Below are 24,176 nucleotides of genomic sequence, written 5' to 3'. Positions count from 1 at the left end.
ATCACCCCTCGAGTTGCTCGAGGCGAGCGTAGCGGCCGGCGTGCCAGCCGGTGACGAGTGCGACGATCGTCCCGACGACGACCGCGAGGACGAGGCCGAGCGCGTAGACCTCGGGCGGCGTCTGCAGGAGGGACTCGAACCCGGCGACGGTCGACGCGAGGTGGTTGAGCCCGATCGCGAGCAGCGGCGTGGCAGCGAGGCCGATGATCCCGCCGAGCAAGCCGATGACGAGTCCCTGTGCGCCGATCGTTCCCGCGAGCACCCACCGAGAGAGCCCGATCGCCCGGAGCGCGGCGAGTTCGTCCCGCTGCTGGTAGGCGACGAGCGCGAACAGGTTGACCGTCAGCACGATCCCGCCGACGAGGGCGAGGCCGACCAGCGTCGCGCCGCTCGCGAGGACGAGCGGTTGCTCTTCGACCATCGCGCCGACCTGCTCGTCGCTGGTGCGAACGTCGTAGGCGGCGTACTCGTCGTCGAGTTCGGCCCCGACCGCGTCGGCGTCGGCGTCGTCTTCGACGCTGGCGGTGACGAAGGTCGCTCGATCCGTTCCCGACGTCCCGGCGATCGCCTGGAGATCGGTCAGCGGAACCGCTTCCGCATCCGATCCCAGATACTGCGAGTAGTACGCGGCGATCCCGACGACGGTAAACTCGTGATCCCGAGCCGTCTCTCGAGACGTTCCCAAATAGACCGTGTCGCCGACCGAGACGTCCAGTTCCTCGGCGGTGTTGGGATCGAGGACGATCTCTTCCGTCGTCGGCTCGGTGGGACGTTCGCCGTCGAGGTGCTCGCCTTCGGAGAAGTTCAGCTCGGTTTCGAATCCGCCGCCCTCCTCGAACCCGAACTCGTCGTGCGTCTGCGGGACGCCGACTGCCGACGTCCGCTCGAGGGAGTCGGCGTCAGTCCCGATATACACGTCGTGCATCGCGATCGGTGAGGCGGAGCTGACGTCGTCGCGTTCGGCGATATCGGCCGAAACGCCGTGTGCGCCGACGATCGGGTTCTCCGTTCCGCTGGCCGAGGGATCGATCGGGTCGCTCGAGATCCAGATGTCCCGACCGGCGTTTTCGAGGCCGTCCTCGCCCGTCTCGACGACGCCGACGCCGAGACTGGCGAGCAGCGTCACGGACAACACCGCGAGCATCACGGCGAAGACGGTGAGTGCGGTCCGACCGGGGGAGCGCCGAAGCTGTGCGAACGCGAGGCCGAACACGGCTCTCGTCCGCGTCGCCGCTCGTCGGAGGCTCATCGTCCCACCTCCTCGAGTACGGACGTCCGAGAGGCCACCGCGAGCGGGTAGGGGATGGCGACGAGCCCGGAAACGAGCGCGACGACGAGCGCGTAGGGCACGAACACCGGGTGGACCTGCGCGACGGCACCCGGGGAGACGGTCGCGCTGGCGGCCGCGTTGACGCCGTGGATGCCGATGACCCCCAGGACGATCCCGAGAAGCGCACCGCACAGCGTCGTTAGGAGCGTCGACATCGCGACGACCACGAGTCGGCTGTGGGTGGGGAACCCGACCGACTCGAGGACGGCGAGCATACGGCGGTCCTCGTTGACGGTCATTCCCGCGGTCGTCGCGACGAACGAGGCGCAGATCGCGATGCCGACGACCAGCGCGAGCAGACTCGTCGCGAACGCCAGCCCGTCGCCGAACAGCGACGACGGGTCGGCTCCGCCGGTGGATTCAATCGCCGCGTCGGGATACGCATCCGCCGCGGCGGTCTCCCCGGCACCGGCGTCGCCCCAGATCAACATCTGGTCGGCGAGTTGGCCGTCGTCGGCTCCGGCGAGCGTCTGTAGTTCGCTCAGGTGAACGAGCGCGATCGGCGTCTCGTCGTCGCCGTCGCCGGCCTGCTCGACGGTAGTCGCGGTAACCGACGGTGCCGAGACGTTTGCGGGAATGTGTGCGCCCCCGACGGCGAGTTCGTCGCCGGTCTCCGCCTCGAGTCGGTTCGCAGCGGCCGCCGAGAGCACGATCTCTCCCTGCCGGGTGCCGTTGTACGAGCCGTTCGCGTAGTGCGAGTCACCCGGCTCGAGGTGCTCCGTTGAGAGCCCGCTGACAGTCCGCGGTTCGTCGTCGGGAACGACCCCGACGAGCAATACCGTCCGTGGATCGCCCTCCCCGTCCGCCGGCTCGAACTGGACCGGTTCGATCAGAACCGGCGACGCGTGGTCGACGCCGTCTTCACCGCGGATCGTCTCGGCTCGTTCGTTGGTCTCGCCGAGTCGCGGCCCCTCGACTCCGTCGACGGCCGACAGGGTGTCGCTCTCTTCGGGACTGATCTGGACAGCGGCGTCGTTGTCCGCGATCGCTCCGCCGTCGGCGAGCGCCAGCGCGATTCCCGTTACGACGATGAGTAGCGCGATCGTCAGCGCGACGGCGCTGATCGTCGCCACGATTCGGCCCGATTTGGTTTGTACCGTGCGTTTCCACAGCCGAACGATCGAGACGCTAACGAGTCCTTTCCACCGAGTCCGACGCGTTCCGGCGGCATCTACGTCGAACTCGTCATCCCCCATCCGTGACCACCCGTCCGTCGCGGAGTCCGATCACGTGGTCGGCGACGGCGAGCGTCGCATCGTCGTGCGAGGCGACCAGCACGGCCCGATCGCGACCGATATCCGTCAGAAGTTCGAGCACCTCCTTCCCGGTCGCCGTATCGAGTTCGCCCGTCGGCTCGTCGGCGACGATGACGTCCGGATCGGTCACGAGCGCTCGAGCGATCGCGACGCGCTGGCGCTCGCCGCCGCTGAGTTCGCCCGGAAGGTGATTGATTCGATCCCCGAGACCGACCTGCTCGAGTAAGGATTCGGCGCGCTCGCGCCGTTTCGACCGGGGGATCCCTGCCTGAACGAGGGGCAACGCGACGTTCGCCCGGGCGGACAGGGACGACAGCAGATGAAAACGCTGGAAGACGATCCCGACGTGGCGACGACGGAGCCTCGTTCGCTTCCGATTCGAGAGGGCGGTGAGGTCGGTCCCGAGCAACTCGACCGCGCCGTCGGTCGGGACCAACAGGCCGGTAACCGCGTGCAGAATCGTCGACTTCCCGCTCCCGCTTGGCCCTTCGAGTCCGACGATGTCGCCCGCCTGAACGGCGAGCGAGACGTCCCGGAGTGCAGTCACCGTCCGATCACCGCCCGAGTGGCCTCGGCCGCCGTTCGCGCCGTACTCGTGCGTGACGTCCGCGAGACGAACGGCCGCCGTCGAGTCGGCGTCGCTACTCGTCTGGCCATCCGAGGCGGTCGCCTGCTGCAGTGCATGGTTGCTCATCTGTCCAGAATTCAACTCGGTCGAACGGACGGCTCATCGGGTCATTGTTTCTCTCCGGCTTCCCGTAGCCATGACCCCGTTAATTTCTCATCTAATTCTTTGTGAATTATTGCACATTGACAACTGTGCTCGGAACGCGACCATCTGGGACAACAATGCGTTTGGGACCGACAACCGCCGCCCCGCTCGTCCGAAACGTGACTGTACTGATGACTGTCAGACCATCGCACGTGTTCGTCGGCCGTTCCGAACAGTCGACCACAGCCGTCGGTCCGATAGTACCGAGCGGAATCCCGCTCGAGACGCTAGAGGACGGTGCGTACACGACGCGAGCGTGTTCGACCGACTGCGGACGACTCCCGTCGGAATAGTAACAGTACGGAGACCCAAACTCGAATCGGCCTCCTCGGAGGGCGCCGACTAGTGGTATGTTTCCTCGCTCGCAACGGCGATCCGGGTCCCGTTCGACGACGCGTAGATGGTGCCGTTCTCGTGCTCGAACGCCAGCCCGCCTGCTATCGTCGACTCGCCCTCCCCAGGCATCGGTGTCGTTGCGACGGTGTCGATATCCGTCCCGGCCCCTTCGACCTCGAGGACGAATTCACCGTCCTCAAGTGCGATCGTGACGTTTCGGTCGTCGATGCGAACGTCGGCGCGCGACTCGTTGGACTCGTGGGCGATCCGGCGATCCTCGCCGTCCGCCCAGATCGCGACCTGATAGACGGTTTCGTTGCTGACCGGCTCCCAGCCGGTTCGTTCGACGTGAACGGTCTCGCGCCAGCCGGGGCCGCCGACGACGATCGATTCCTCGCCCGAGAAGGCGAGTTGCTGGGCCGGAACCACCTCCGACCAGAGCTGTCGCCGTTCGCTCGCGACGATCACGCCGCTGGATTCGATGGAAACGGCCTCCGCGAGCGGACCGACTCTGACCGGCGACGTGAGTTCGTTTTCGACGCTCTCGGCGTACTGAATCGTGTAATCATCGACCTCGACGGCGGCGTCCGAGGACGCGGTGGCGTCGTCGAGGACGAAGAGGTTCACCGGAATCGCCACTCCCGCGACGACGGCGAGAACGGCGAGAACGGCGACGTACGCGGTCCGCCGCTGGCCAAGGTTCGACAGCCGGGTCGTCTCGCGTGCGCGCTCACCGCCGCTGATCTCGCTGATCCGCTCTATTCTGGCTGCGGTGGCCGTGGACCCGTCACCGGCGTTTCGACTGAGTTCGAGCGGCCGATCTACGGGTGAACTGGGGCCGGATCGACTGCCTCGAGCGAACAGGCGATCGATTCGTCGCGGGACGAGCGGCGTTTCGGTGCCCGTAATCGCGAGCGTCACCACGAGCGCGAGCGCGGTGACGATCAGGACGCCGGGTCCCTGAAAGAGTATGTAGGTGTTCTCGCCGCCGAACCAGTAGATCTGCCACAGTCCCTTTGCGAAGCCGACGAGGAGGATGGCCAGCCAGATTCGAAGCGGATCGGGTCGATAGTCGCGCCGGCGGAGTACCGCGATACCGAGGACGAGGCCGATGAAGAACCCGAGCGCGTGGCCCTGGATGGCGATGCCCGCCCAGGAGGGAGCCGACGCAGGGCTCGGCTCGGCGACGTAGACGCCAACCGGGTTCCGTAGCGCCCGGTAGAGCGTCAGCAGGACGCTCTGGACGCCGAGCGTGCCGACGATCGTCGCGATCGGATAGTGAACCAGCGCGAAGGCCGCGAACGCGAAAACGACGCCCGAGAAGCCGATCACGGGGCCGAGTGCGAACAGGCTCGTGACGATCGTGACGACGACGACGGCGAGCGGGAAGACGACCAGCGCTCGGATCCACGGCGTGGTGTACCACGTCCAGAGCCGCCCCTCACCGCGTTCGTCGGGGTAGTGTCCCCACGCGTACTCCACGATGGGGGCGACGACGAGCGCGCCGGAGAAGTTCCCGAGAAGGTGGTTCGGCCCGGCGTGGGAAAACCCCGCCGTCAGCATCCCTACCGGGTAGAAGTACGAGTACGCCCGGTAGGGGGTGGTTACCGGGTTCGTGAACTCGGTGATGCCGTCCTGGACGAACAGGTAGACAGAGAGGACGAGCCCGATGACGATAAGCGACCCCCACGGCACCCCCAGTACGAGTCGCGATCGGACGGTCTCACCCCAGCCGCGCTCCGGTCGGTGGAGCCGCCTGACGACCGCGACGGAGACGAGCAGCGCCCCCACCGTGGCGACCGAGACGAGGATCGGAAGAACTTCCGTCAGGAGGGACGCGTCCGAGAGCATATCCAGAGGTTCGAGCGAGGCTGTATAGGGATTTACATTCTCGATCCCGTCGTCCATTCGACCGTCGTTCGGCCTCGAGTCACCGTCGGCCGATCTCGAGGCCGCGATCCGTCCCCTCGAGTCACCCCTCGACGCCGAAAGGAAAGGTACAAGCAGCCGACGAACGGAAAACAGGACATGGAACTGCGGGTCACCGAGAGCACCGAGAACGAACTCTCGATCGAAATCGCCGGCGAGGACCACACGTTCATGAACGTCCTCAAGGGCGCACTGCTCGAGCACGACGACGTAAGCGCCGCCACCTACGACGTGAATCCCGAACAGTCGGGTGGCCAGACCGAACCGATTCTCACGATCAAGACCGTGGAGGGCGTCGATCCGCTCGAAGCGCTCGAGGACGGCGCAATCACCGTCCGCGAGAAGGCGGTCTCGTTCCGCGACGCGTTCGAAGCGGCCGCATAACGCTAGTCGGTGCCTCCGTTCTTCGGTTGATCCATTGAGAAAACCGGCTCGAGCCGTAGCACCCTCCTCGAGCGCGCTCGCGAGGACGTGACAGCGCTCGCTCCGCGGCTTCGCCGCTTCGAGGTCGCACCGCTCGCCCTTTCTGTCCGCCAGGGCCGGCTACCGGCCTGCCCCCCCGGGTCCCACGGCTCCGCGCACTCTCGCGCGGAGCCGTACTCCCGGCCGAACGGCGCGCGCCGGCTGCGAGGCGTAACGCGAGCGCCTCGAGAGTCGTGGTTTCGACTAGCACGCCGCGTACAAGACGTAGATCGAGCCGTCGACGACGTGGAGGTCCAGCCCCTCACTATCGAGTTCGGGGCCGCCGCTGTTGTCACGGAGGGAGGCGGCGATGTCATCGGCGAGCGCCGCCTCGTCGTCGTAATCGGCAGTTGACAGGGTCCCCGGAAACTGTCTAATGTGGGGTGCGTCCCGACAGTCCGCGCCGAAGTCACTCGGTTCCACCCCGTCGGGCTCCGCACCCTCGTATTCGATCGCGACCAGCGCGCGGTTGTGGTACTCGGCGTACGCCGCGAGGTCGCCGTCGTGCGTTCGCGAGGCGTCTCCGTCCCGTTCGGCCTCGAGTCGCTCGTGAACCTCCCCTTCGGCGGCTTCGAGATCGAGGCCGGCCGCCTCCGTTCCCTCGCCCGGCGCGTCGGGCGGCGACGGCGCGCCGACGCCGGGAATAATCGAGAGCGGAACGATCCCGGTCGCGAACAGCGCGACGATCAGGCCGAAGACGACGACGATCGGCGTGTAGGGTCTGGCTACCTCGAGCCATCCCGGGGTGACCAGATCTCGCTCGACGTCGTCGTAGGTCTGTTCGGTCTTCTCGAGTTCGGGATTACCGCACCGCGAGCAGGGCGGGTTGTTCTTGACGTGATCGCGGCCGCAGTTCGGACAGGTCCAGACGTAGGTCGTTCCGGTGTCGACCGTGTCGGTCCGCGGGACGGACGACTCGTCGTCCCCTTCGCGGACGACGGCCTTCTCGAAGGCGTTGTGTCCGCAGTTGTCGCAGGGTGGATCGTTTTCCGCGTGTGGTTTGCCACACCACGTACACCGCCACTTCACAGGTAGTAGAGCGCGACGCTGCGAGTATAAGCGTATTGAAAACCGAAACGTGACGACTCCGTCGCCGCTCTCAGCGCCGAACCGGAACGTCCCGCTCCTCGAGATACCGCTTCACGTCGTCGATCGAGTGCTCGTCGAAGTGGAAGATCGACGCCGCGAGGCCGGCGTCGGCGTCGGCCTCGGTGAACACTTCGTGCATGTCCTCGGGACCGCCACAGCCCGAAGAGGCGATGACCGGCGTGTCGACGGCCTCGCTGACGGCCGCCGTCAGCGGGATGTCGTAGCCGTCTTTCGTGCCGTCCTTGTCGATCGAGTTGACGAACAGTTCGCCCGCGCCCCGCGTTTCGGCCTCCGCGGCCCACTCGAGGACGTCGATTTCCGTCCCTTCGCGACCGCCTTTCTTCGTACACTCGAACCAGCAGGACTCGCCGTCGATCTCGACGTAGTGCTCGCCGCCCTCGTCGAAGCGCCGTCTGGCGTCGACGCTGATGACGATGCACTGGCTACCGAAGGCGCGCGCGCCCTCGTTTATCAGTTCGGGTCGCTCGAGCGCGCCCGTCGTGATCGAGACCTTGTCCGCGCCGGCGCGCAGCGTTTCCTTGATGTCGTCCGTCGTTCGGATACCGCCGCCGACCGTGAGCGGGATGAAGACCTCGTCGGCGACGCGTTCGACGACGTCGAGCATGGTCTCGCGCCCCTCCGCGGAGGCGGTGATATCGAGGAAGACGAACTCGTCGGCGCCCGCTTCGTTGTACGCTTTGGCCATCTCGACCGGATCGCCGGTGTACTTGAGATCCTCGAAGTGAACGCCGGTGTAGACCGCCGGGTTCCCGTCCTCGTCCAGGTCGACGTCGATACACGGGATGATTCGCTTGGTCAGTACCATATGGGTGTTGTGCGAGCGTTGGGACCCGGAGTAGTAAAGTGGTCTGCATCGGGCGATCGGGACAACCCGCTTTCCGTGTAGGTGACTTTATTATGCTCAATCGGCAACACGCACCTATGAGCGACGATACGGACCCGGAAGTGGACGAGGATTCGGCCGCCGATGTCGGCCACGATCTCGAGGCCGAGCGAACGACCGCCCCGATGAGCGAGTATTCCTCGCGTGCGGTCGCCGTCGGCTTTCTCGTCATGGCGATCGGCGTAGCCGTAGCGTTCGGAATCCCGCTGCTAACGGTCTGATGCTAACGGCTGAGGGAGTAATACGAAAACCGAGTTAGAAGACGTACTCGTCGTCGTGGCCCATCATGCCGTCGTCTTCGAGGCCGGTGCCGCCGGTCGTTCCTTCCTCTTCGTCCATCGGTCCACTGGTCTTGTAGGCCTTGATGCCCGTCGACAGGAGGTCCTCGATCGCCTCCTCACGGTTGACGAATTCACCGCGCTCGACCATCTGGGCGATTTGCATCTCGAGGTGCTCTGGTATGGTGATCTCTACTTTCGGCATCTGATTCGGCTTTCGGCGAGGGGGTATTTAGGTTTGACGGGGACTCTACTCGCGATCACCCGTACCAGTCACTATTGATGATGAACGTATCTCCCATCAGACTGTCGGGTTAGCGGTAGATCGACCCGCGGTCGGCGAGTGAGGGAAGTACTGCCTGTTGAGAGGAGTCGCGCTCCACCGAGCGGGATCGCTGGCGGCTGTGTACAACCGATGGCCGAAGATCGACGGTCGCCGCCCGCCGAATCGGTTATGAGAAGGATGCTCGCTGCGGTCGTTCCGATCCGCGTCGATTCAGTTACTTGTTCCCCATCACCGAGTCGAACGCGTTCTTGAGCGTCGTCCCCGGCTGGGTGATCGAATCGAGCTGCTGGCGCATTTTCCGCTGGTTGAAGTAGCTCGCGAACGCGAGGATGGTCGGCGGCCAGAGCCCGATGAACGTACCGAGCTGGCGTTCTCCCCGGATGAAGAAGTAGTACAGCGAGAGCCCGACCGATGCGGCCGACGCGATGAACGCGGGACCCATGGCCTGTTCGCCGACCTCTTCCGCTGCCTGTCCGGACATCTCTCGTTCCGTCATCTGTTGTCTGCTTTCCATACACTACCTGACTAGCCGAGACCGTACTAAGGGATGGCGAGGGTTTCGCGAGGAAGCCTCCGAATTGTGACGTCGATTCGACTCTTTCAGTACGTTTCAGGTACGGTTCCCTCCCGGGAATACGAGCTTATTCGGTGGGAGTCGTATCACTCCGCCCGGGAGCTACCGGTCACGCTGTCGTACCGAGACGACCGGCAACTGGAGCGCGGCCACGGCATCGCTACACTGCCTCCGTCTGCGGGTGCCACGACGGTAGCGTCACATCTACGGTCGTCGCGACGAACGCACGTATATGATCAACGACGTCACGGACCTCTACCAGGAGTTCGGCGACGAACGGCTTCCGCCGGGCCAGCGCGAAACCTCGGCGTTCCCGGTCCTCTCGAAGAGCGGAACGCCCGATTGGGATCTCGAGACGTGGGAGTTCACCGTTACGGGTGCCGTCGAGGAAGAACTCGCGTTCTCGTGGGACGAGTTCCGCGACCTTCCCGGTGAAACCCAACGACAGGACTTCCACTGCGTCACCGGCTGGAGCAAGTTCGATTGCGAGTTTACGGGCGTCTCGTTCCCGGAACTCGCCGATCGAGCGGGGGTCGACGACGGTGCGGTCCACGTCATGTTCTCCGCGCTCGACGGCTACACGACCGATCTCCCGCTCGAGGACTGCCTGCGCGAGGAAGTACTGTTCGCCTGGGAGTACGACGGCGACGCCCTGTCCGAGGATCACGGCGGACCGCTACGGGTCGTTACGCCCCACAGGTACGCCTACAAGGGGGCGAAATGGGTCGACGGCATCGAGTTCCTCACCGAACCCGAGCGCGGCTACTGGGAGCGACGCGGCTACTCTCAAACGGCAAACCCGTGGCAGGAAGAACGGTACAGCTAGCCCGCGAGCCGTTCCCGGAGGACGCGCTCCGCGGTCTCCGACGGATTCGGATTGCGTTCACGAGAATACGGCGTGCAACCACCACTGGACAGCGATCAGGATAGTTAGGCTGAAGGCACGGCGGTCCTGAGGTGGGTTCGATGGATCGATCGTCGGGTGAGCGTCGGTTGGCGGGTGGGGTGGACTCGCTGCCAGCCGACGAAACGACCGCTCTCGTCAGCCACAGCCGCGAACTCGAGGACGTTTCGTTCGGTGCGATCCTCGACGCCGACGCCGAGTCGCGGGTGCTGTGGGCCACGCCCGACGGTCTCGAGGTCGTTGGACGCGGTATCGCCGCTCGGGTGACCGCCAGCGGGCCGGGTCGATTCGACCGCATTCGGTCGAAAGCCGACGCCGCCTTCGACGGACTCGAACACGACGGGCCCCGAGTCGCCCGCCCGCGGGCGTTCGGCGGGTTCGCGTTTCACGACGGACACGAGCCGAGCCCACCCTGGTCCGGGTTCGACGCGGCGTCGTTCGTTATTCCGCGGATTCTCGTCGTCCGAAGCGACGACGGGACCTGGCTGACGGCCGTCGGGAGCCGCGACGAGGAGGCCGCGGATTGGCTCGCGCGCTGGGACGACCGACTGGCGGATTTCCCGGCGATGCAACCCAGCGGCACCAGTCCCGGCGTCACGTCGACGCGGCGGACGACCTCCCCCGAAGACTGGACGACCCAGGTCGAAACCGCCCTCGAGCGGATCGACGGCGGGGACCTCACGAAGGTCGTCCTCGCCCAGTCCCTCTCGGCTGCCCTCGAGGCGTCGGTCGACGTTCCCGGAACGCTCGAGCGACTGCGCCGACGGTATCCGAACTGCTATCGGTTCCTGATCGGCAACGAGGTGGGCGGCACCTTTTTCGGCGCGCCACCGGAGCGCCTCGTCTCGAAGCGGGGCAACCGCATCGAGACGGAGGCCCTCGCGGGCTCTGTACCGCGCGGCGAGACGCCCGACGAAGACGACGCCCACGCCGCGCGAATGACCGACAGCGAGAAGGTACAACACGAGCACGGACTCGTCGTCGAGGCGATACGGAACCAACTCGAGCCCCTCGCACGCGAACTTACCGTCGGCGACCGAACGGTAAGACGGTTAGCGACGATTCAACACCTGCAGACGCCGATATCGGCGACACTTGGTGGAGATAGCCACATCCTCGAGATCGTCGAAGCGCTGCATCCGACGCCCGCCGTCGGTGGCGTCCCGCCGGCGACAGCGTGGGAGACCATCCACGACACGGAAACCTTCGAACGGGGCTGGTACGCCGCGCCGATCGGCTGGTTCGACGACGCGGGCGACGGCGAGTTCGCGGTCGGCATCAGATCGGGAATCGCGACCGACGAGACGGTCACGCTCTTTGCCGGTAACGGAATCGTCGCCGACAGCGACCCTCGCGACGAGTGGGAGGAAGTACAGTTGAAGTTCCGACCGATCCTCGACGAACTCAGGTGATTCGATGAGCACGCCAAACCGCGCGACCCTCTGGGGGCGCGTCCTCGTCGACGAACTCGCGAAGGGAGGACTCGAGGCCGTTTGTCTCGCTCCGGGGAGTCGATCGACGCCGCTGACGGTCGCGTTCGCCGAGCGCGCCGGGATCGAGGTCTACTCGCATCTCGACGAACGCTCGGCGGCCTTTTTCGCGCTCGGCCGCGCTCGTCGTACCGGCGAGCCGACGGCGCTGGTCTGTACCTCCGGGACGGCGGCGGCGAACTTCCACCCCGCCGTGATGGAGGCCGATCAGGCGCGGGTGCCGTTGCTCGTCCTCACGGCCGACCGCCCCCGCGAACTCCGCGACAGCGGCGCGAATCAGACGGTCGATCAGGTCGCACTCTACGGCGGCGCGGTTCGGTGGCACGCGGAGCTTCCGGAGCCCGAAGCCGACGAGCGCAAAGTCCGGAGTCTCAGGACGACCGCCGCGCGGGCGCTGTTCGAGACGGCGGGAACCGACCCCGGCCCCGTCCACCTGAACTGTCCGTTCCGGAAGCCGCTCGAGCCGATGGAGGTTCCGGGAGCCGTGCCGGACGCGTTCGCGGAGACGCTGGCCGGTCGGGGGCGCGAGGGAGCGTTCGTCCGGACCAGCGCCGGTACGCAGACGCTCGAGGACGAGCAGTACCGATCTCTCGTGCGTGCGCTCGCCGATGCCGATCGGCCGCTGATCGCGGCGGGACCGGCCGATCCCGCGGCTCTGTCGGGGCTCGAACCCGACCACGTCGTCGCCGTCGCCGAACGCATCGGCGCGCCGATCCTCGCGGATCCGCTCTCGAACCTGCGATTCGGCCCGCACGTCGCGGATAAGAGTGAGAGCGATACGAGCGAGAAACTGATCTACGGCGGATACGACGGCTACATCGATGCAATCCCGGATCCGGACGTCGTCGTCCGGTTCGGCGCGTCGCCGACCTCGAAACCGCTCCGTCACGCATTGGGCGATTCGGAGGCTCGACAGTTCCTCCTCGATCCCGCCGGCGCGTGGCGCGAGGCGACCTTCACCGCGACGGATCTGCTCGCGGCGTCGCCCGGACGCGTGTTCGAGCGCCTGTCCGAGAACGCCGAGGAACTCGAGGATATCGACTCGAACGTCGGTTCGGGGTCCCGAGAACCGACGAGCCAGTGGCTCGCCTATTTCGACGAGGCGGAGCGCCGCCACTGGGACGTTCGAGATGACGCGCTCACACCGGACGGACTCGAATCCGATCCGTTCGAGGGTGCCGTGCTCGCGACCGTCTTCGAGGACGCCCCCGATCCGGCGACCGTCTTCGTCTCGAACAGTATGCCGATCCGGGACGCGGATCGGTTCGGTCGCCCGCGAACCGCCGATCTTACGGTTCTCGGAAATCGCGGGGCGAGCGGCATCGACGGGATCGCGAGCACCGCCCTCGGAGCCGGCAGCGCGACCGACGACCCGCTCGTGCTCGTTACCGGCGATCTCGCCTTCTACCACGATTCGAACGGGCTGCTCGCGGTCGACCGCTGTGGCGTCGACGCCACGATCGTTTTGTTGAACAACGACGGCGGCGGCATCTTTCACAAACTCCCGATCGAAGGCTTCGAACCGCCGTTTACGGACCAGTTCAAGACGCCCCACGGCCTCGACTTTGCGGCCCTCGCGGAGCTGTACGGGCTCGAGTTCGAGCGCGTCGATCCCGTCGACTTCGCGGCCGCGTATCGGCGCTCGCTCGAGCGCGAGGGCACGCAGGTGCTCGCCGTCGGATTCGATTCGGAAGCGAATCATCGGCGACGGAACGCCCTCGAGCGGCAAGTTCTCGAGCGAATCGATACCGAGCGGGAGTCGTAGTCAGGGACGTAGCGCCCACCAGAGCGCGAGGGCGTACCCGAACGGAATCCACACGAATCCGAGCGTGACGAGCCCGCTGACCGAGAACGGTGTGAGGACGCCCGTCTGGATCATTCCGATCGGAAACAACAGGCTCCACGATCCGAACACCAGGGTCGCGACTCGGGGTCTCGTCAGCAGGTAACCGACGAGACCGAGCGCGCACGCGGCGACGATTCCGTTGACCAACGTCGGAAACAGCGGGCTGAGACTCGCGGCGACGAACACCGGATAGAGTACCCAGAGACAGCCGATCGTCACCGCCGTCGTCCGATCGACCGGTCGGCCGTCCCGCTCGAGGTCGATATCGTCGTCCCAGTCGTGGACGGCGTACCGGAACGTCGACGCCGAATCCTCGTCGGCGTGGCCTCCCGCCGTCGTGTCGGTTCCGGCACTCGAGGCCGCTCGACTGTCGGATTCGAACGGCCAGCCGCTTCTGGCCCGTCGTTGGGCCGTCTTTCGGCGGCGTCGGTTCCGCTGACGGGCGTGATGGCTCGTCGTTCGACCGCTGCGATCCGATTCCGCTCCGGCGCGCGTTCGACCGGTTCCCGTCCGCGTCTGGCTGGTGTAACCGCCCGACCGTCGGCCGGCGGTCGTGCTCTCGCTCGAGTCGTCCGTCGCCGATGCGTTCGCGTCGGCCGTATTCGATTCGTCGGCGTTCGACTCGCTCGAGCGGGCGGTCCGCCGGGCGAGTCGCGCGTAGGCGTCGTGGCCGAGTCGGTCGTATCTGGCCCGTTCGGTGCCGTCGGTCAGCACCGACTTCGCCGTCGAGACGCGTTTGAACTGCTCGGCGGCGTCGGGCGCGTCGTTGTGATCCGGATGGGTCTCGAGGACGCGCTCGCGGTAGGCCGCCTGAATATCGTCTCGGCTGGCGTCGGCTTCGACCTCGAGGATCTCGTAGTACGTCTCGCCCATCGACTGCATCACGATCGGTGGCCGTGGAAGAAAATCGTGTGGGTTCGTTGACTGTCCGCCCCGAATACAAGTCGCCTGAACTGATGAGTCAATTGTGATCGCTGATTCGATCACCGCGCTACGAGGCCGATTTGCGACAGATAAACCCCATGGCGATATACGAAATGGGCAGGGGTACGAGGCACAGCCTACCGGCTGAACTGCGACGCTAGTGGGGAAACCGAGCCGGTCACGGCAGTGCAGGCTGGTTCCCAGAGCAACGACTCGACGGCAGTGAGACGTACGGGCGCGCTCGAGGCGTCCATCGCCCGTAGAGCAGCGAGAACTGACACGGCTCGTCCCGGACGCAGACGACACACGTACCGACTTTCCCAAGTTGAACACGAAAGCTGTCGACGAGTAACCTTATGAGATAGTGTTCCACACAACGCATTTATGGACTGACTGACTAGTCAGTCAGTATGTGGCGACCGCACAACCGTTTCCCCCTCTTCGTCCCCGACCGGCCCCGCTCGAGGGCGTTTTCCGCCGCTCGGAAGTCGACGCGGAACGACGCACGTTCACCCCGGTTGCGAACCGCTCCCGTTTCGAACGCAACTCGTGTCGGTGGAACATGAGTGGTGCCGGCGAGAGTCGCGCCGTCGACGTAACCGACGGCGACCTGTTGAAGCCGATCGCCTTTCTGGCGATTCCGCTCGTCCTCACGCAGTTGCTTCAGGTCGCCTACAACGTCGCTGATACGTTCTGGGTCGGCCGGGTCGGGTCGGACGCCGTCGCCGCCATCTCCTTTGCCTTCCCGATCATCTTTCTGGTGATCAGCGTCGGCGGCGGCTTTACCGTCGCCGGAACCATCCTGATCGCCCAACACAAGGGGGCGGACAATCACGAGGAGGTCGATCACGTCGTCGGCCAAACGATTTCGTTCGTCCTGCTCGTGTCGATCGTCGCCTCGATCGTCGGCTACGTCTTCACACCGCAGCTGATCGCGCTCATCGGCGCGGAAGCCGGAAGTCCGGTTCACGGAATGGCCGTGAGCTACACGCGAGCGTGGTTCCTCGGCACGGTGACGGTGTTCGCGTTCTTCATGTTTCAGGCGTTGCTGCGCGGCTGGGGCGATACGCGCACGCCGCTTTACCTGATGACCATCAGCGTCGTCCTCAACGTCGCCCTCGATCCGTTCCTCATTCTCGGCTTCGAGAACAATCCGGTCTTTCACGTCCTCGGGCTGGGCGGCCTCGAGTCGACGTTCTACGCCGCGACCGGATTCGCCGGATTCGGCGTACAGGGTGCCGCGATCGCGACCGTGTTCAGCCGCGCGGTCGGCGCGGCGGTCGGCATCTGGCTCCTCTTTTCCGGCCAGCTCGGCATTCGGCCGTCGCTGTCGCAGTTTCGGCTGCGGTTCGAGACCGTCAAAACGATCGTCCGACTGGGAATCCCCGCGGGGATCGAACAGAGCACTCGAGCGCTCGGACTGACGGTGTTGACGGCGTTCGTCGCTATCGCCGGCGCCGACGCCGTCGCGGCCTACGGTATCGGCAGCCGCGTCTACGCCGTGTTCACGCTGCTATCGCTGGGAATCGCACAGGCGACCGAGGTGGTCGTCGGACAGAACCTCGGCGCGAAAAAGAGCGACCGCGCCCGCCGGGGCGTGTTGTTGAACGCGGGACTTGTCGGCGGCGCGTTCGCGGCGGTGAGCGTCGTCGTCTACGCGTTCGCACCCGAGATCATCGGCGTCTTCCTGACGGGCGACGAGTCGAGCGACGTCGTTCGAATGGGTGCGGAGTTCCTCATGATCGTCGGGCCGACGTTCGCCTTCCTCGGGGTGTTTCAGATACTGATGGGGGCGTTCCGGGGCAGCGGGAGTACGCGGATCGCGATGGGGTTTTCGATCCTCTCGCTGTGGGTCATTCAGATCCCGATCGCGTTCGGCCTGATTCAGTGGGCCGGGATCGGCGAGACCGGCGTCTGGTACGCGATGGCGGTATCGAACGTCGTGAGCGTCCTCGTCGCGGGGCTCTGGTTCCTTCGGGGGACGTGGACGAGCGGCGTTATCGATACCTCGCCCGCACCCGCCGATTGAGTCGGTATCGACGGACGAACGCCCGGTGAACGGTCGAGTTTTCTCGGTATCGCTCGATCGGTGCCGTCCGGTTCACCGGCCGGTTTCCCCTCCGAAACGAGTCGAATAGCTAGCTATTGGACGTGCGAAATAGAGATTTACCGTTTGACACTAGCGCGATGAACCGTTTCGACGGCGGTCGCGACCGCTCCACGTTGGAACTGCGTTAGGATCGAGTTAGTCGCGGCCAGATACCGTCGTACAGGAACGGCGTTTGTCACCGCGGATGGTTGGGAAACGCCACAGGGAGTACGGGCGTCGAAGCAGTTGGAGCGAATATCACCGATCGCAGAGATGTCGTGTGATCGAGCGTCTATTGACCTGTAGTGGCCGCAATACCGCAGTCCCAATAGTCTGTTTCCCAGTATAAACACGAGATGGTTCCCGACGGGAACTCGAGAGCGAATCCGCTCGGAACGTCCGATACGCGGTTCGTGCGAATTATCGTCGTTAACAGGCTGAACGATCGCACCGGTTCTTGCCAAGCGGGAGTCAACTGTGACGTGATATGTCTAATGCGATAGTAGGATATGAGTACGAACCGGACTCACGACCGCCAGTTCTCGGCGAAAACCCGACGATCAGGAGTGGGACGGTCATCTACAACGATGTCGTTAGCGGCGACGACTTCCAGACCGGGCATAACGCGGTCGTTCGCGAGTTCACGACGCTCGGAGACAACGTCCTCGTCGGGACGAACACCGTTATCGACGGCGAGACTGACGTCGGATCGAACGTAAGCCTACAGACCGACGTGTACGTCCCCACCAACACGACGATCGGCGACAACGTCTTCGTCGGCCCGGGAGCGGTCATGACGAACGATCCCGCACCGACGCGTAAACAAACCTCCCTTCGCGGACCGACGCTCGAGGACCACGTCTCGGTCGGAGCCAACGCGACGGTGCTTCCGGGAATCACGATCGGTCACGGTTCGTTCGTCGCCGCCGGTTCGATCATTACGAGAGACGTTCCGAAGCGACGGCTGGCGGTTGGGTGCCCGGCGACGCTCGAACGGCTTCCCGAACAGTTGCGGGGGCGGAATCGACCGTAATGTCCGCGATTGCGAGACCGATTCTCGGCGAGGCGGAAGTCGAACGCGTCGCGGAGGTTATCCGAAGCGGCATGATCGCCGACGGGTCGACGGTTCGGGAGTTCGAACGCGAGTTCAGTGCCTTCTGTGGCGTTGATCACGGCGTCGCGACCTCGAACGGAACCACCGCGCTCCACGCCGCACTTATCGGCCTCGGGATCGGCCCCGGTGACCGAGTGCTCACCACGCCGTTCTCGTTCATCGCGACGGCGAACGCGATCAGGCTCGTCGGTGCCGATCCCGTCTTCGCGGACATCGATCCGGAGACGTACAATCTGGATCCGGCGGCGGCTCGAGCCGTCGCTGCCGAGGAGGAGATCGACGCGATCGTGGTCGTTCATCTCTACGGCCTTCCGGCCGAGATGGACGCCTTTGTCGATCTCGCCGCGGATCTCGACGTTCCGCTCGTCGAGGACGCGGCGCAGGCACACGGCGCAACGTACGACGGAACGCCCGTCGGATCGTTCGGCGACGCGGCGTGTTTCTCGTTCTATCCGACGAAGAACATGACGACCGGCGAGGGCGGGATCGTCGTGACCGACCGACCCGGTGTTGCAGCGCGCGTTCGGCAGTTCGTCAACCACGGCCGGACCGACACGTACGCTCACGCGACGGTCGGGCACAACTTCCGGATGACCAACATCGCAGCGGCGATCGGGCGCGTCCAACTCGAGCGGCTTCCCGAGTTCGTCGAACGGCGTCGGGAAAATGCCACCCGACTCTCCGCTGGACTTTCGGACACGGATCTCGTGCTTCCGGTCGAACCGCCCCCGGCGAAACACGCGTTCCACCAGTACACCGTTCGCGTCCGCTCGCGCGACCGCACCCGCCTCGCGGACTACCTCGCCGACCACGATATCGGGAGCGGCGTCTACTATCCCACCTGCATTCACGAACAGCCCGCGTACGACGGGATCGACGCGGACGCGCCGCTAGCAGAGCAAGCGGCGCGGGACGTCCTCTCGCTTCCCGTCCACCCCTCGGTTTCGGACGCGGAGATCGATCGAATCTCGACGGTGATCACGCGGTACCTCACCTGAGATGCATCCACTTCCCCACCACGAAAATCAATGACAACTGAGACTCCCCCAATCGACGTCGGCGTCATCGGCGTCGGCACGATGGGCCAACACCACGCACGAGTGTACAAAAACCTCCCGTCGGCGAATCTCGTCGGCGTCTCCGATCACGACCGAGCGCTCGCCGAACGGGCCGCCGACGAGTACGAGACGACGGCCATGGACCTCGAGCAGTTGCTCGATTCCGTCGACGCCGCGTCGATCGTCGTGCCGACGAACCACCACTACGATCTCGCCGTGAAGTGCCTCGAAACCGATATCGGGATCCTGATCGAGAAGCCAGTCGTCGGCGACCTTCGCCGCGGACACAGCCTTCTCGAAAAGGCGGCGGAATCGAAACAGGTCGTCCAGATCGGCCACATCGAACGGTTCAACCCCGCCATCATCGCCCTTCTGGACTTTTTCGACGATCTGACGGTCATCGATATCACGTCGAAGCGTCTCGGCCCGCCGCCGAACCGCGACATCCACGACAGCGCGGTGATCGATCTCATGATCCACGACATCGACATCGTCCTCATGTTGCTCGACGAGATGCCGTCTACCATCCAGAGCGCCGGCGTGTACGGAAACAGACACGCCACGGGACTGCTCGAGTTCGATTCGGGCGTGATGGCATCGTTGACGGCGAGTCGGCTGACACAGCAAACGGCGCGAACGCTCGATATCACCGCCGAAGAGTGCCTCGTCAAACTCGACTACAACGACCAGTCGATCGATATTCACCGAAATTCGATGCCGGAGTATCTCGAGGAACAGGGACGAGCGCTGTTTCGCGAGATGAACACCATCGAACAGCCACAGATTTACGGCGAGGAGCCACTCGCCAAGGAACTCGAGTCGTTTCTCGAGGCCGTCGCTTCGAACGGCGAACCGGAGGTGACCGTCAGCGACGGGCTCCGGGCGCTCGAGATCGCACAAAAAATCGACAAGAAAGGAAAGACCCTTCCAAAACCATCTCAGATCGCCAATGACTAATCAACAATCCGAAACCGAATCGACGCGGTTGTACAACTCGTCGCAATCCGGCGAGCACCAGATCGAGGCGCTGCGAAGCGGCTCCGTTCCAGTGTCGGTCTACGGACTCGGGAAGATGGGGCTCCCGCTTGCAGCGATGTACGCGAAGACGACGAAAAACGTCCTCGGAGCCGACGTGAATCCCGCGGTCGTCGAGGAGCTCAACGAGGGTCGGTGCCACGTCAAAGGAGAGCCGGGACTCCCGGAACTCGTCTCGGAACTCGTCTCGGAAGGGGCGCTCTCGGCGACGGCCGATCCGCTCGAGGCCGCCGAATACGGCTCCGTCCACGTCGTGATCGTTCCGACGCCGATCACGGCCGACCACGAACCCGACCTCTCGATCCTCGACGCTGTCATCGAGGATATCGGCTCGGGACTCGAGGCGGGTGACATCGTCGTTATCGAGTGCACCGTGCCGCCGAGAACGACGGCCGAGCGAATCCGCCCCGCCCTCGAGTCCGCATCCGGCCTGTCGGTCGGCGAGTTCGGACTCGCCGTCTGCCCCGAGCGAACCTCGAGCGGCCGCGCGCTCAGGGACATCCGGGGTGCGTATCCGAAGGTCGTCGGCGGTATCGACGCCGAAAGCGGGCGCGTGACGGAGCTCATTTACGGCGAACTCACGGACGCGAAGGTGCTTCGCGTCTCGGACGCGACGACCGCGGAAGCCGTGAAGGTGTTCGAGGGGCTCTACCGGGACGTCAACATCGCGCTCGCGAACGAGTTGGCGACGATGACGGACGAACTGGGAATCGACGTGTTAGAGGCGATCGAGATCGCGAACACCCAGCCCTACTGCGACATTCACCGGCCCGGACCGGGCGTTGGCGGCCACTGCATCCCCTTCTATCCCTACTTCGTGATCGCGCCGTTCGAGACGCCGACGCCGCTGCTCGAGACCGCTCGAGCGGTCAACGACGCGATGCCGGCGTTCGTCGTCGAGAAGCTCCGCGAGGAGTTCGAGGCCGAGGGGGTGGCGCTCTCGGAGGCCTCGATCCTCCTGCTGGGACTCACGTACCGGCCGGGCGTCGAGGAGATTCGGGCGTCGCCGTCGCTGGCAATCGCGCAACAGCTGTCGGAGCGGGAGGCGTCGGTGTACGGCGTCGATCCGATGCTCGAATCCGTCGAGGAATTCGACCTTCAACGGCTCTCCCTCGCCGAACTCGAGGAGCGACCGTTCGACGCCGTCGTCGTCGTCACGCCCCATGAGGAGTTCGAATCGATACGGTGGGACGAACTCGAGCGCGAGAACGGTCAGCTGTTCGTTCTCGACGGCCGCGATGCCTTCGCACCCGCCGAGATCACCGACGCCGGCCACCGACTGTACACGATCGGCGTCGGAGGTGATCGCGGTGTATAGAGACAGCGCCGTCGGTGTCGTCGTGCCGGCCTACAACGAGATGGGGCACATCGAAACGATGCTCGAGACGCTCCCGTCGTATGTCGATCGAGCGTACGTGATCGACGACGGCTCGAGCGACGACACGTGGGCGGAAATCGAGCGCTCCGCCGAGCGCCTCAACGACGGGGGCCGCCCCCTCGACGCCGAGGCGGGAACGGACGGGGGACGCTCGTTCGATCGCCGGATCGTGCCGATTCGCCACGAGCGGAATCGCGGCGTCGGCGCAGCCATCAAGACCGGATACGTCGCGGCCCTCGAGGACGGCCTCGACGTCGTCGCCGTCATGGCCGGCGACGAACAGATGGATCCCGACGTTCTTCCGCAGTTGCTCGATCCGATCGTCGAAGACGAAGCCGATTACGCGAAGGCCAATCGACTGCACTCACGGCAGTTTCGGGAGGGAATGTCCGCGTGGCGCTTTTTCGGAAACACCGTGCTATCGTTGCTGACGAAGATCGCCAGCGGCTACTGGAAAACGTCGGATCCCCAGAACGGCTACACGGCGATCTCGACCGACGCGCTCGAGGCGATCGAACTCGACGAACTCTACGAGTACTACGGCTACTGCAACCATCTCCTGGTGATGTTGAACGTTCAGGAGATGCGGATCGCCGACGTGTCGATCCCGGCGATATACGGCACCGAACAGTCGGGTATCATGTACCCGCAGTACATCCGAAAGGTCTCTCTCATGTTGCTCTCGAGTTTCCTCTGGCGGCTGAAGGTCAAGTACCTGGTTCGGGACTTCCACCCGCTGGCGCTGTTGTACTACGCCGGTGCGGCGACGGCAGGGAGCGGCGTACTCGGCGGCCTCCGGACGCTCTACGCGGCGACCGACCGCGACGAACAGACCCACCTAAAGGCGGCCTCGAGCCTCCTGTTGTTCGCGCTGGGATGGCTCTTCTTGCTGCTCGCGATGGTGTTCGACATGGAGCAGAACGAGGACAAAGAGTTCCGGATCGAGACGACCCGATCCGATTCCGAGTCGATCGAAATCGACGACCGGCGGTCGGAACCCGACACGCGATGAAGGTACTGTTCGACGTCAGCCACCCCGCGCACGTCCACCTCTTCAAACACGCCGTTCGCGCGCTCGAGGAGGACGGCCACGACGTGCTGGTGCTCTCCCGCGAGAAGGACGTCACGATCCAGTTGCTCGACAGTTACGAGATCGACCACCTCCCCATCTCGAGGATCGGCACTCGGAAGCTCTCGTTACTCTCCGAGTGGCTGACACGCGAAGTCCGAACGATTCAGATGGTCAAGCGGTTCGAACCCGACGTCGCGCTCTGCGTCATGAGCCCCGCGACCGCTCACGCCGGACGATTGCTCGACTGTCCGGTGATCGCGTTCAACGACAGCGAGCCGGTCAAACTCGCGTCGTCGCTGACGCTCCCGTTCGTCGATCGCCTCTGTACGCCGACGAACTTCAGCGTCGATCACGGCGACAAACACCGGACGTACGACGGGTACCACGAACTCGCGTATCTCCACCCGGATCGATTCAGCCCCGATCCGGATTCGCTCCGAGCGTTCGGGATCGAACCCGAGGAACCATACGCCGTCGTTCGGTTCGTCTCCTGGGGCGCACACCACGACGTCGGACAGCGCGGCCTCTCGAGCGAGGCCAAGCGCGAACTCGTCTCGGCCCTCGACGAGTACGGCGCGGTCTACATCAGCAGCGAGCGACCGCTCCCCGACGAGTTCGAATCCTACCGCCTGCCGATCCCGCCCGAACGGATGCACGACTTGCTGTACTACGCCGACCTGTACGTCGGCGACTCCCAGACGATGGCAACCGAAGCCGCCGTCCTCGGCACGCCGGCGGTTCGATCGAATACGTTCGCCGGCGAATCCGACATGAGCAACTTCGTCGAACTCGAGGACGAGTACGGACTCCTGTACTCCCGATCGGACCCCGACGAAACGATCGAACTCGTCTCCGACCTGCTCCGCTCGCCGGATCTACAGGAGACGTGGGAAACGAAGCGAGCCCGGCTCGTCGAGGAGAAGATCGACGTCACCGAGTACATGCTCGAACAGATCCACGACGTCGGCGGTGGCGCATGAAGATCGTCTCCGTCGTCGGCGCTCGCCCGCAGTTCGTCAAAGCGTTCGTGGTCTCTCGCCGACTCGAGCCCGATCACGAGGAACGCCTCGTTCACACGGGTCAACACTACAGCGACGACCTGTCGGCGGTCTTCTTCGAAGAGCTCTCGATACCGGAGCCGGACTACAACCTCGGCGTCGGCTCCGATACGCACGGCCGACAGACCGCGGCGATGATCGAGGGTATCGAGGAGATCCTGCTCGAGGAGTCGCCGGCGCTCATCCTCCTCTACGGCGATACGAACTCGACGCTCGCGGGAGCGATCGCCGCTTCGAAGCTTGACGTTCCGATCGCCCACGTCGAAGCCGGGCTCCGAAGCCACGACCGATCGATGCCGGAGGAGATCAATCGGGTCCTCACGGATCACGTCTCCGATCTGCTGTTCGCACCGAGCGACCTGGCGAAGACGATGCTCGAAGAGGAAGGCATCACGGACGGCGTCCACGTCGTCGGCGACGTCGGATACGACGCCGTCCGCTGGGCTCGAGGGCGAGCGGCGGACCGGAGCGAGATCCTCGAGCGATCGACGCTCGAGGAGGGCGACTACGTTCTGGGAACGATCCACCGACCGAAAAACACCGATACGCCGAGTCGACTGACCGCTATCATCAACGCTCTCGCCGATGCGCCGCGGCGGGTCGTCGTTCCCCTTCACCCGCGAACGGAAGCGGCCCTGCGCGAGTACGGGCTGTGGGAGGACGCGAAACGGGACCTCGAGATCATCGATCCCGTCGGCTACCTCGATTTCGTGCGACTTCTCGAGGGTGCCGAGCGCGTCGTCACCGACTCCGGCGGGGTACAGAAGGAGGCGTTCTACCTCGAGACGCCCTGCATCACGCTGCGCGAGGAGACCGAGTGGCAGGAGACGGTCGACAGCGGCTGGAACCGACTCGTCGGCGCCGATCGGTCGGCGATTCTCGAGGCGCTTCGATCGACGTCGTGGCCGCGATCAGCGCCTTCGTTGTACGGCGACGGGCACACCGCCGAGAAGATCGTCGCGGTCCTCGAAGCCTCGATCGATCCGTGACGG

General features: G+C 65.0%; 22 protein-coding genes. 13 read left to right on the top strand and 9 right to left on the bottom strand.

Going from position 1 to position 24,176, the window contains the following annotated elements; genetic code table 11:
* Position 1: 1 nt before the first annotated feature.
* The 4 genes from DWB23_RS11645 to DWB23_RS11630 form a co-directional block, all read right to left on the bottom strand.
* Positions 2-1,249 carry an ABC transporter permease gene (locus tag DWB23_RS11645; protein WP_121742951.1) on the bottom strand — a complete coding sequence of 416 codons (1,248 nt, stop codon included), beginning with the start codon at positions 1,247-1,249 and terminating at the stop codon, positions 2-4.
* The gene (locus tag DWB23_RS11640) at positions 1,246-2,526 is read right to left on the bottom strand and encodes an ABC transporter permease (RefSeq protein WP_121742950.1); all 1,281 of its coding nucleotides are present in this window, start codon (positions 2,524-2,526) and stop codon (positions 1,246-1,248) included. Before DWB23_RS11640 ends, DWB23_RS11645 begins: the two co-directional genes overlap by 4 nt.
* On the bottom strand, positions 2,516-3,280 hold the full coding sequence (locus tag DWB23_RS11635) for an ABC transporter ATP-binding protein (protein WP_121742949.1): 765 nt from the start codon (positions 3,278-3,280) through the stop codon (positions 2,516-2,518). The genes DWB23_RS11640 and DWB23_RS11635 overlap by 11 nt, the downstream gene beginning before the upstream one ends.
* A gap of 420 nt (positions 3,281-3,700) precedes the next feature.
* A complete protein-coding gene (locus DWB23_RS11630) occupies positions 3,701-5,545 on the bottom strand; it encodes a rhomboid family intramembrane serine protease (protein WP_121743097.1) in 1,845 nt (614 codons plus the stop codon).
* 177 nt (positions 5,546-5,722) lie between these two features.
* On the opposite strand from DWB23_RS11630, the gene DWB23_RS11625 reads away from it, so the two are divergent.
* Positions 5,723-6,007 carry a DNA-directed RNA polymerase subunit L gene (locus DWB23_RS11625; RefSeq protein WP_121742948.1) on the top strand — a complete coding sequence of 95 codons (285 nt, stop codon included), beginning with the start codon at positions 5,723-5,725 and terminating at the stop codon, positions 6,005-6,007.
* Positions 6,008-6,289: 282 nt separating this feature from the next.
* Here DWB23_RS11625 and DWB23_RS11620 read toward each other — a convergent pair whose 3' ends face one another.
* Positions 6,290-7,114 carry a hypothetical protein gene (locus DWB23_RS11620; protein WP_121742947.1) on the bottom strand — a complete coding sequence of 275 codons (825 nt, stop codon included), beginning with the start codon at positions 7,112-7,114 and terminating at the stop codon, positions 6,290-6,292.
* 70 nt (positions 7,115-7,184) lie between these two features.
* A complete protein-coding gene (hisF, locus tag DWB23_RS11615; RefSeq protein WP_121742946.1) occupies positions 7,185-8,000 on the bottom strand; it encodes an imidazole glycerol phosphate synthase subunit HisF in 816 nt (271 codons plus the stop codon).
* A 116-nt stretch (positions 8,001-8,116) separates the two neighbouring features.
* On the opposite strand from hisF, the gene DWB23_RS11610 reads away from it, so the two are divergent.
* Complete coding sequence (locus tag DWB23_RS11610; RefSeq protein ID WP_121742945.1) at positions 8,117-8,299, top strand: DUF7550 family protein; 183 nt, start codon at positions 8,117-8,119, stop codon at positions 8,297-8,299.
* A gap of 34 nt (positions 8,300-8,333) precedes the next feature.
* On the opposite strand, the gene DWB23_RS11605 is transcribed toward DWB23_RS11610, so the two are convergent.
* Together DWB23_RS11605 and DWB23_RS11600 are read right to left on the bottom strand one after the other, a co-directional pair.
* Positions 8,334-8,561, bottom strand: coding sequence for a ribbon-helix-helix domain-containing protein (locus tag DWB23_RS11605; RefSeq protein WP_121742944.1), 228 nt, complete (start codon positions 8,559-8,561; stop codon positions 8,334-8,336).
* A 295-nt stretch (positions 8,562-8,856) separates the two neighbouring features.
* Entirely contained in the window at positions 8,857-9,156 is a 300-nt protein-coding gene (locus DWB23_RS11600) for a hypothetical protein (protein WP_121742943.1), read from the bottom strand.
* Positions 9,157-9,448: 292 nt separating this feature from the next.
* Between DWB23_RS11600 and DWB23_RS11595 the strand changes: the two genes are divergently transcribed.
* The 3 genes from DWB23_RS11595 (at position 9,449) to menD (ending at position 13,375) form a co-directional block, all read left to right on the top strand.
* On the top strand, positions 9,449-10,042 hold the full coding sequence (locus DWB23_RS11595; protein WP_121742942.1) for a sulfite oxidase-like oxidoreductase: 594 nt from the start codon (positions 9,449-9,451) through the stop codon (positions 10,040-10,042).
* 140 nt (positions 10,043-10,182) lie between these two features.
* On the top strand, positions 10,183-11,532 hold the full coding sequence (locus DWB23_RS11590) for an isochorismate synthase (RefSeq protein WP_121742941.1): 1,350 nt from the start codon (positions 10,183-10,185) through the stop codon (positions 11,530-11,532).
* A gap of 4 nt (positions 11,533-11,536) precedes the next feature.
* Positions 11,537-13,375 carry a 2-succinyl-5-enolpyruvyl-6-hydroxy-3-cyclohexene-1-carboxylic-acid synthase gene (menD, locus tag DWB23_RS11585; RefSeq protein ID WP_121742940.1) on the top strand — a complete coding sequence of 613 codons (1,839 nt, stop codon included), beginning with the start codon at positions 11,537-11,539 and terminating at the stop codon, positions 13,373-13,375.
* Here the strand turns inward: menD and DWB23_RS11580 are convergent, their stop codons facing one another.
* Positions 13,376-14,329, bottom strand: a complete 954-nt coding sequence (locus tag DWB23_RS11580) for a J domain-containing protein (protein ID WP_121743096.1) — start codon at positions 14,327-14,329, stop codon at positions 13,376-13,378. It abuts the gene before it with no gap.
* 613 nt (positions 14,330-14,942) lie between these two features.
* Between DWB23_RS11580 and DWB23_RS11575 the strand changes: the two genes are divergently transcribed.
* The 8 genes from DWB23_RS11575 to wecB all read left to right on the top strand — a co-directional run bounded on the left by DWB23_RS11575 (position 14,943) and on the right by wecB (position 24,173).
* Positions 14,943-16,409, top strand: coding sequence for an MATE family efflux transporter (locus DWB23_RS11575; RefSeq protein ID WP_121742939.1), 1,467 nt, complete (start codon positions 14,943-14,945; stop codon positions 16,407-16,409).
* Positions 16,410-16,956: 547 nt separating this feature from the next.
* Complete coding sequence (locus tag DWB23_RS11570; RefSeq protein ID WP_121742938.1) at positions 16,957-17,502, top strand: DapH/DapD/GlmU-related protein; 546 nt, start codon at positions 16,957-16,959, stop codon at positions 17,500-17,502.
* Entirely contained in the window at positions 17,502-18,581 is a 1,080-nt protein-coding gene (locus DWB23_RS11565) for a DegT/DnrJ/EryC1/StrS family aminotransferase (RefSeq protein WP_121742937.1), read from the top strand. Before DWB23_RS11570 ends, DWB23_RS11565 begins: the two co-directional genes overlap by 1 nt.
* Before the next feature lie 30 nt (positions 18,582-18,611).
* Positions 18,612-19,598 carry a Gfo/Idh/MocA family protein gene (locus tag DWB23_RS11560; RefSeq protein WP_121742936.1) on the top strand — a complete coding sequence of 329 codons (987 nt, stop codon included), beginning with the start codon at positions 18,612-18,614 and terminating at the stop codon, positions 19,596-19,598.
* Complete coding sequence (locus DWB23_RS11555; RefSeq protein WP_121742935.1) at positions 19,591-20,994, top strand: nucleotide sugar dehydrogenase; 1,404 nt, start codon at positions 19,591-19,593, stop codon at positions 20,992-20,994. The genes DWB23_RS11560 and DWB23_RS11555 overlap by 8 nt, the downstream gene beginning before the upstream one ends.
* Entirely contained in the window at positions 20,987-22,066 is a 1,080-nt protein-coding gene (locus tag DWB23_RS11550; protein ID WP_121743095.1) for a glycosyltransferase family 2 protein, read from the top strand. The genes DWB23_RS11555 and DWB23_RS11550 overlap by 8 nt, the downstream gene beginning before the upstream one ends.
* Positions 22,063-23,106 carry a DUF354 domain-containing protein gene (locus DWB23_RS11545; RefSeq protein WP_162989803.1) on the top strand — a complete coding sequence of 348 codons (1,044 nt, stop codon included), beginning with the start codon at positions 22,063-22,065 and terminating at the stop codon, positions 23,104-23,106. Before DWB23_RS11550 ends, DWB23_RS11545 begins: the two co-directional genes overlap by 4 nt.
* On the top strand, positions 23,103-24,173 hold the full coding sequence (wecB, locus tag DWB23_RS11540) for a non-hydrolyzing UDP-N-acetylglucosamine 2-epimerase (RefSeq protein WP_121742933.1): 1,071 nt from the start codon (positions 23,103-23,105) through the stop codon (positions 24,171-24,173). Before DWB23_RS11545 ends, wecB begins: the two co-directional genes overlap by 4 nt.
* The last annotated feature ends 3 nt before the right edge of the window (positions 24,174-24,176 follow it).

The organism is Natronorubrum halophilum (genome assembly GCF_003670115.1).
Taxonomy (GTDB): Archaea; Halobacteriota; Halobacteria; order Halobacteriales; family Natrialbaceae; genus Natronorubrum; species Natronorubrum halophilum.
This window is presented reverse-complemented; position numbering and strand designations above follow the sequence as displayed.

Bases quoted from the DNA above. Each gene is read 5' to 3' on its own strand.
- DWB23_RS11645 (WP_121742951.1), bottom strand. From the start codon at position 1,249: ATGAGCCTCCGACGAGCGGCGACGCGGACGAGAGCCGTGTTCGGCCTC.
- DWB23_RS11640 (WP_121742950.1), bottom strand. From the start codon at position 2,526: ATGGGGGATGACGAGTTCGACGTAGATGCCGCCGGAACGCGTCGGACT.
- DWB23_RS11635 (WP_121742949.1), bottom strand. From the start codon at position 3,280: ATGAGCAACCATGCACTGCAGCAGGCGACCGCCTCGGATGGCCAGACG.
- DWB23_RS11630 (WP_121743097.1), bottom strand. From the start codon at position 5,545: ATGCTCTCGGACGCGTCCCTCCTGACGGAAGTTCTTCCGATCCTCGTC.
- DWB23_RS11625 (WP_121742948.1), top strand. From the start codon at position 5,723: ATGGAACTGCGGGTCACCGAGAGCACCGAGAACGAACTCTCGATCGAA.
- hisF (WP_121742946.1), bottom strand. From the start codon at position 8,000: ATGGTACTGACCAAGCGAATCATCCCGTGTATCGACGTCGACCTGGAC.
- DWB23_RS11610 (WP_121742945.1), top strand. From the start codon at position 8,117: ATGAGCGACGATACGGACCCGGAAGTGGACGAGGATTCGGCCGCCGAT.
- DWB23_RS11605 (WP_121742944.1), bottom strand. From the start codon at position 8,561: ATGCCGAAAGTAGAGATCACCATACCAGAGCACCTCGAGATGCAAATC.
- DWB23_RS11600 (WP_121742943.1), bottom strand. From the start codon at position 9,156: ATGGAAAGCAGACAACAGATGACGGAACGAGAGATGTCCGGACAGGCA.
- DWB23_RS11595 (WP_121742942.1), top strand. From the start codon at position 9,449: ATGATCAACGACGTCACGGACCTCTACCAGGAGTTCGGCGACGAACGG.
- DWB23_RS11590 (WP_121742941.1), top strand. From the start codon at position 10,183: ATGGATCGATCGTCGGGTGAGCGTCGGTTGGCGGGTGGGGTGGACTCG.
- menD (WP_121742940.1), top strand. From the start codon at position 11,537: ATGAGCACGCCAAACCGCGCGACCCTCTGGGGGCGCGTCCTCGTCGAC.
- DWB23_RS11580 (WP_121743096.1), bottom strand. From the start codon at position 14,329: ATGGGCGAGACGTACTACGAGATCCTCGAGGTCGAAGCCGACGCCAGC.
- DWB23_RS11575 (WP_121742939.1), top strand. From the start codon at position 14,943: ATGAGTGGTGCCGGCGAGAGTCGCGCCGTCGACGTAACCGACGGCGAC.
- DWB23_RS11570 (WP_121742938.1), top strand. From the start codon at position 16,957: ATGTCTAATGCGATAGTAGGATATGAGTACGAACCGGACTCACGACCG.
- DWB23_RS11565 (WP_121742937.1), top strand. From the start codon at position 17,502: ATGTCCGCGATTGCGAGACCGATTCTCGGCGAGGCGGAAGTCGAACGC.
- DWB23_RS11560 (WP_121742936.1), top strand. From the start codon at position 18,612: ATGACAACTGAGACTCCCCCAATCGACGTCGGCGTCATCGGCGTCGGC.
- DWB23_RS11555 (WP_121742935.1), top strand. From the start codon at position 19,591: ATGACTAATCAACAATCCGAAACCGAATCGACGCGGTTGTACAACTCG.
- DWB23_RS11545 (WP_162989803.1), top strand. From the start codon at position 22,063: ATGAAGGTACTGTTCGACGTCAGCCACCCCGCGCACGTCCACCTCTTC.
- wecB (WP_121742933.1), top strand. From the start codon at position 23,103: ATGAAGATCGTCTCCGTCGTCGGCGCTCGCCCGCAGTTCGTCAAAGCG.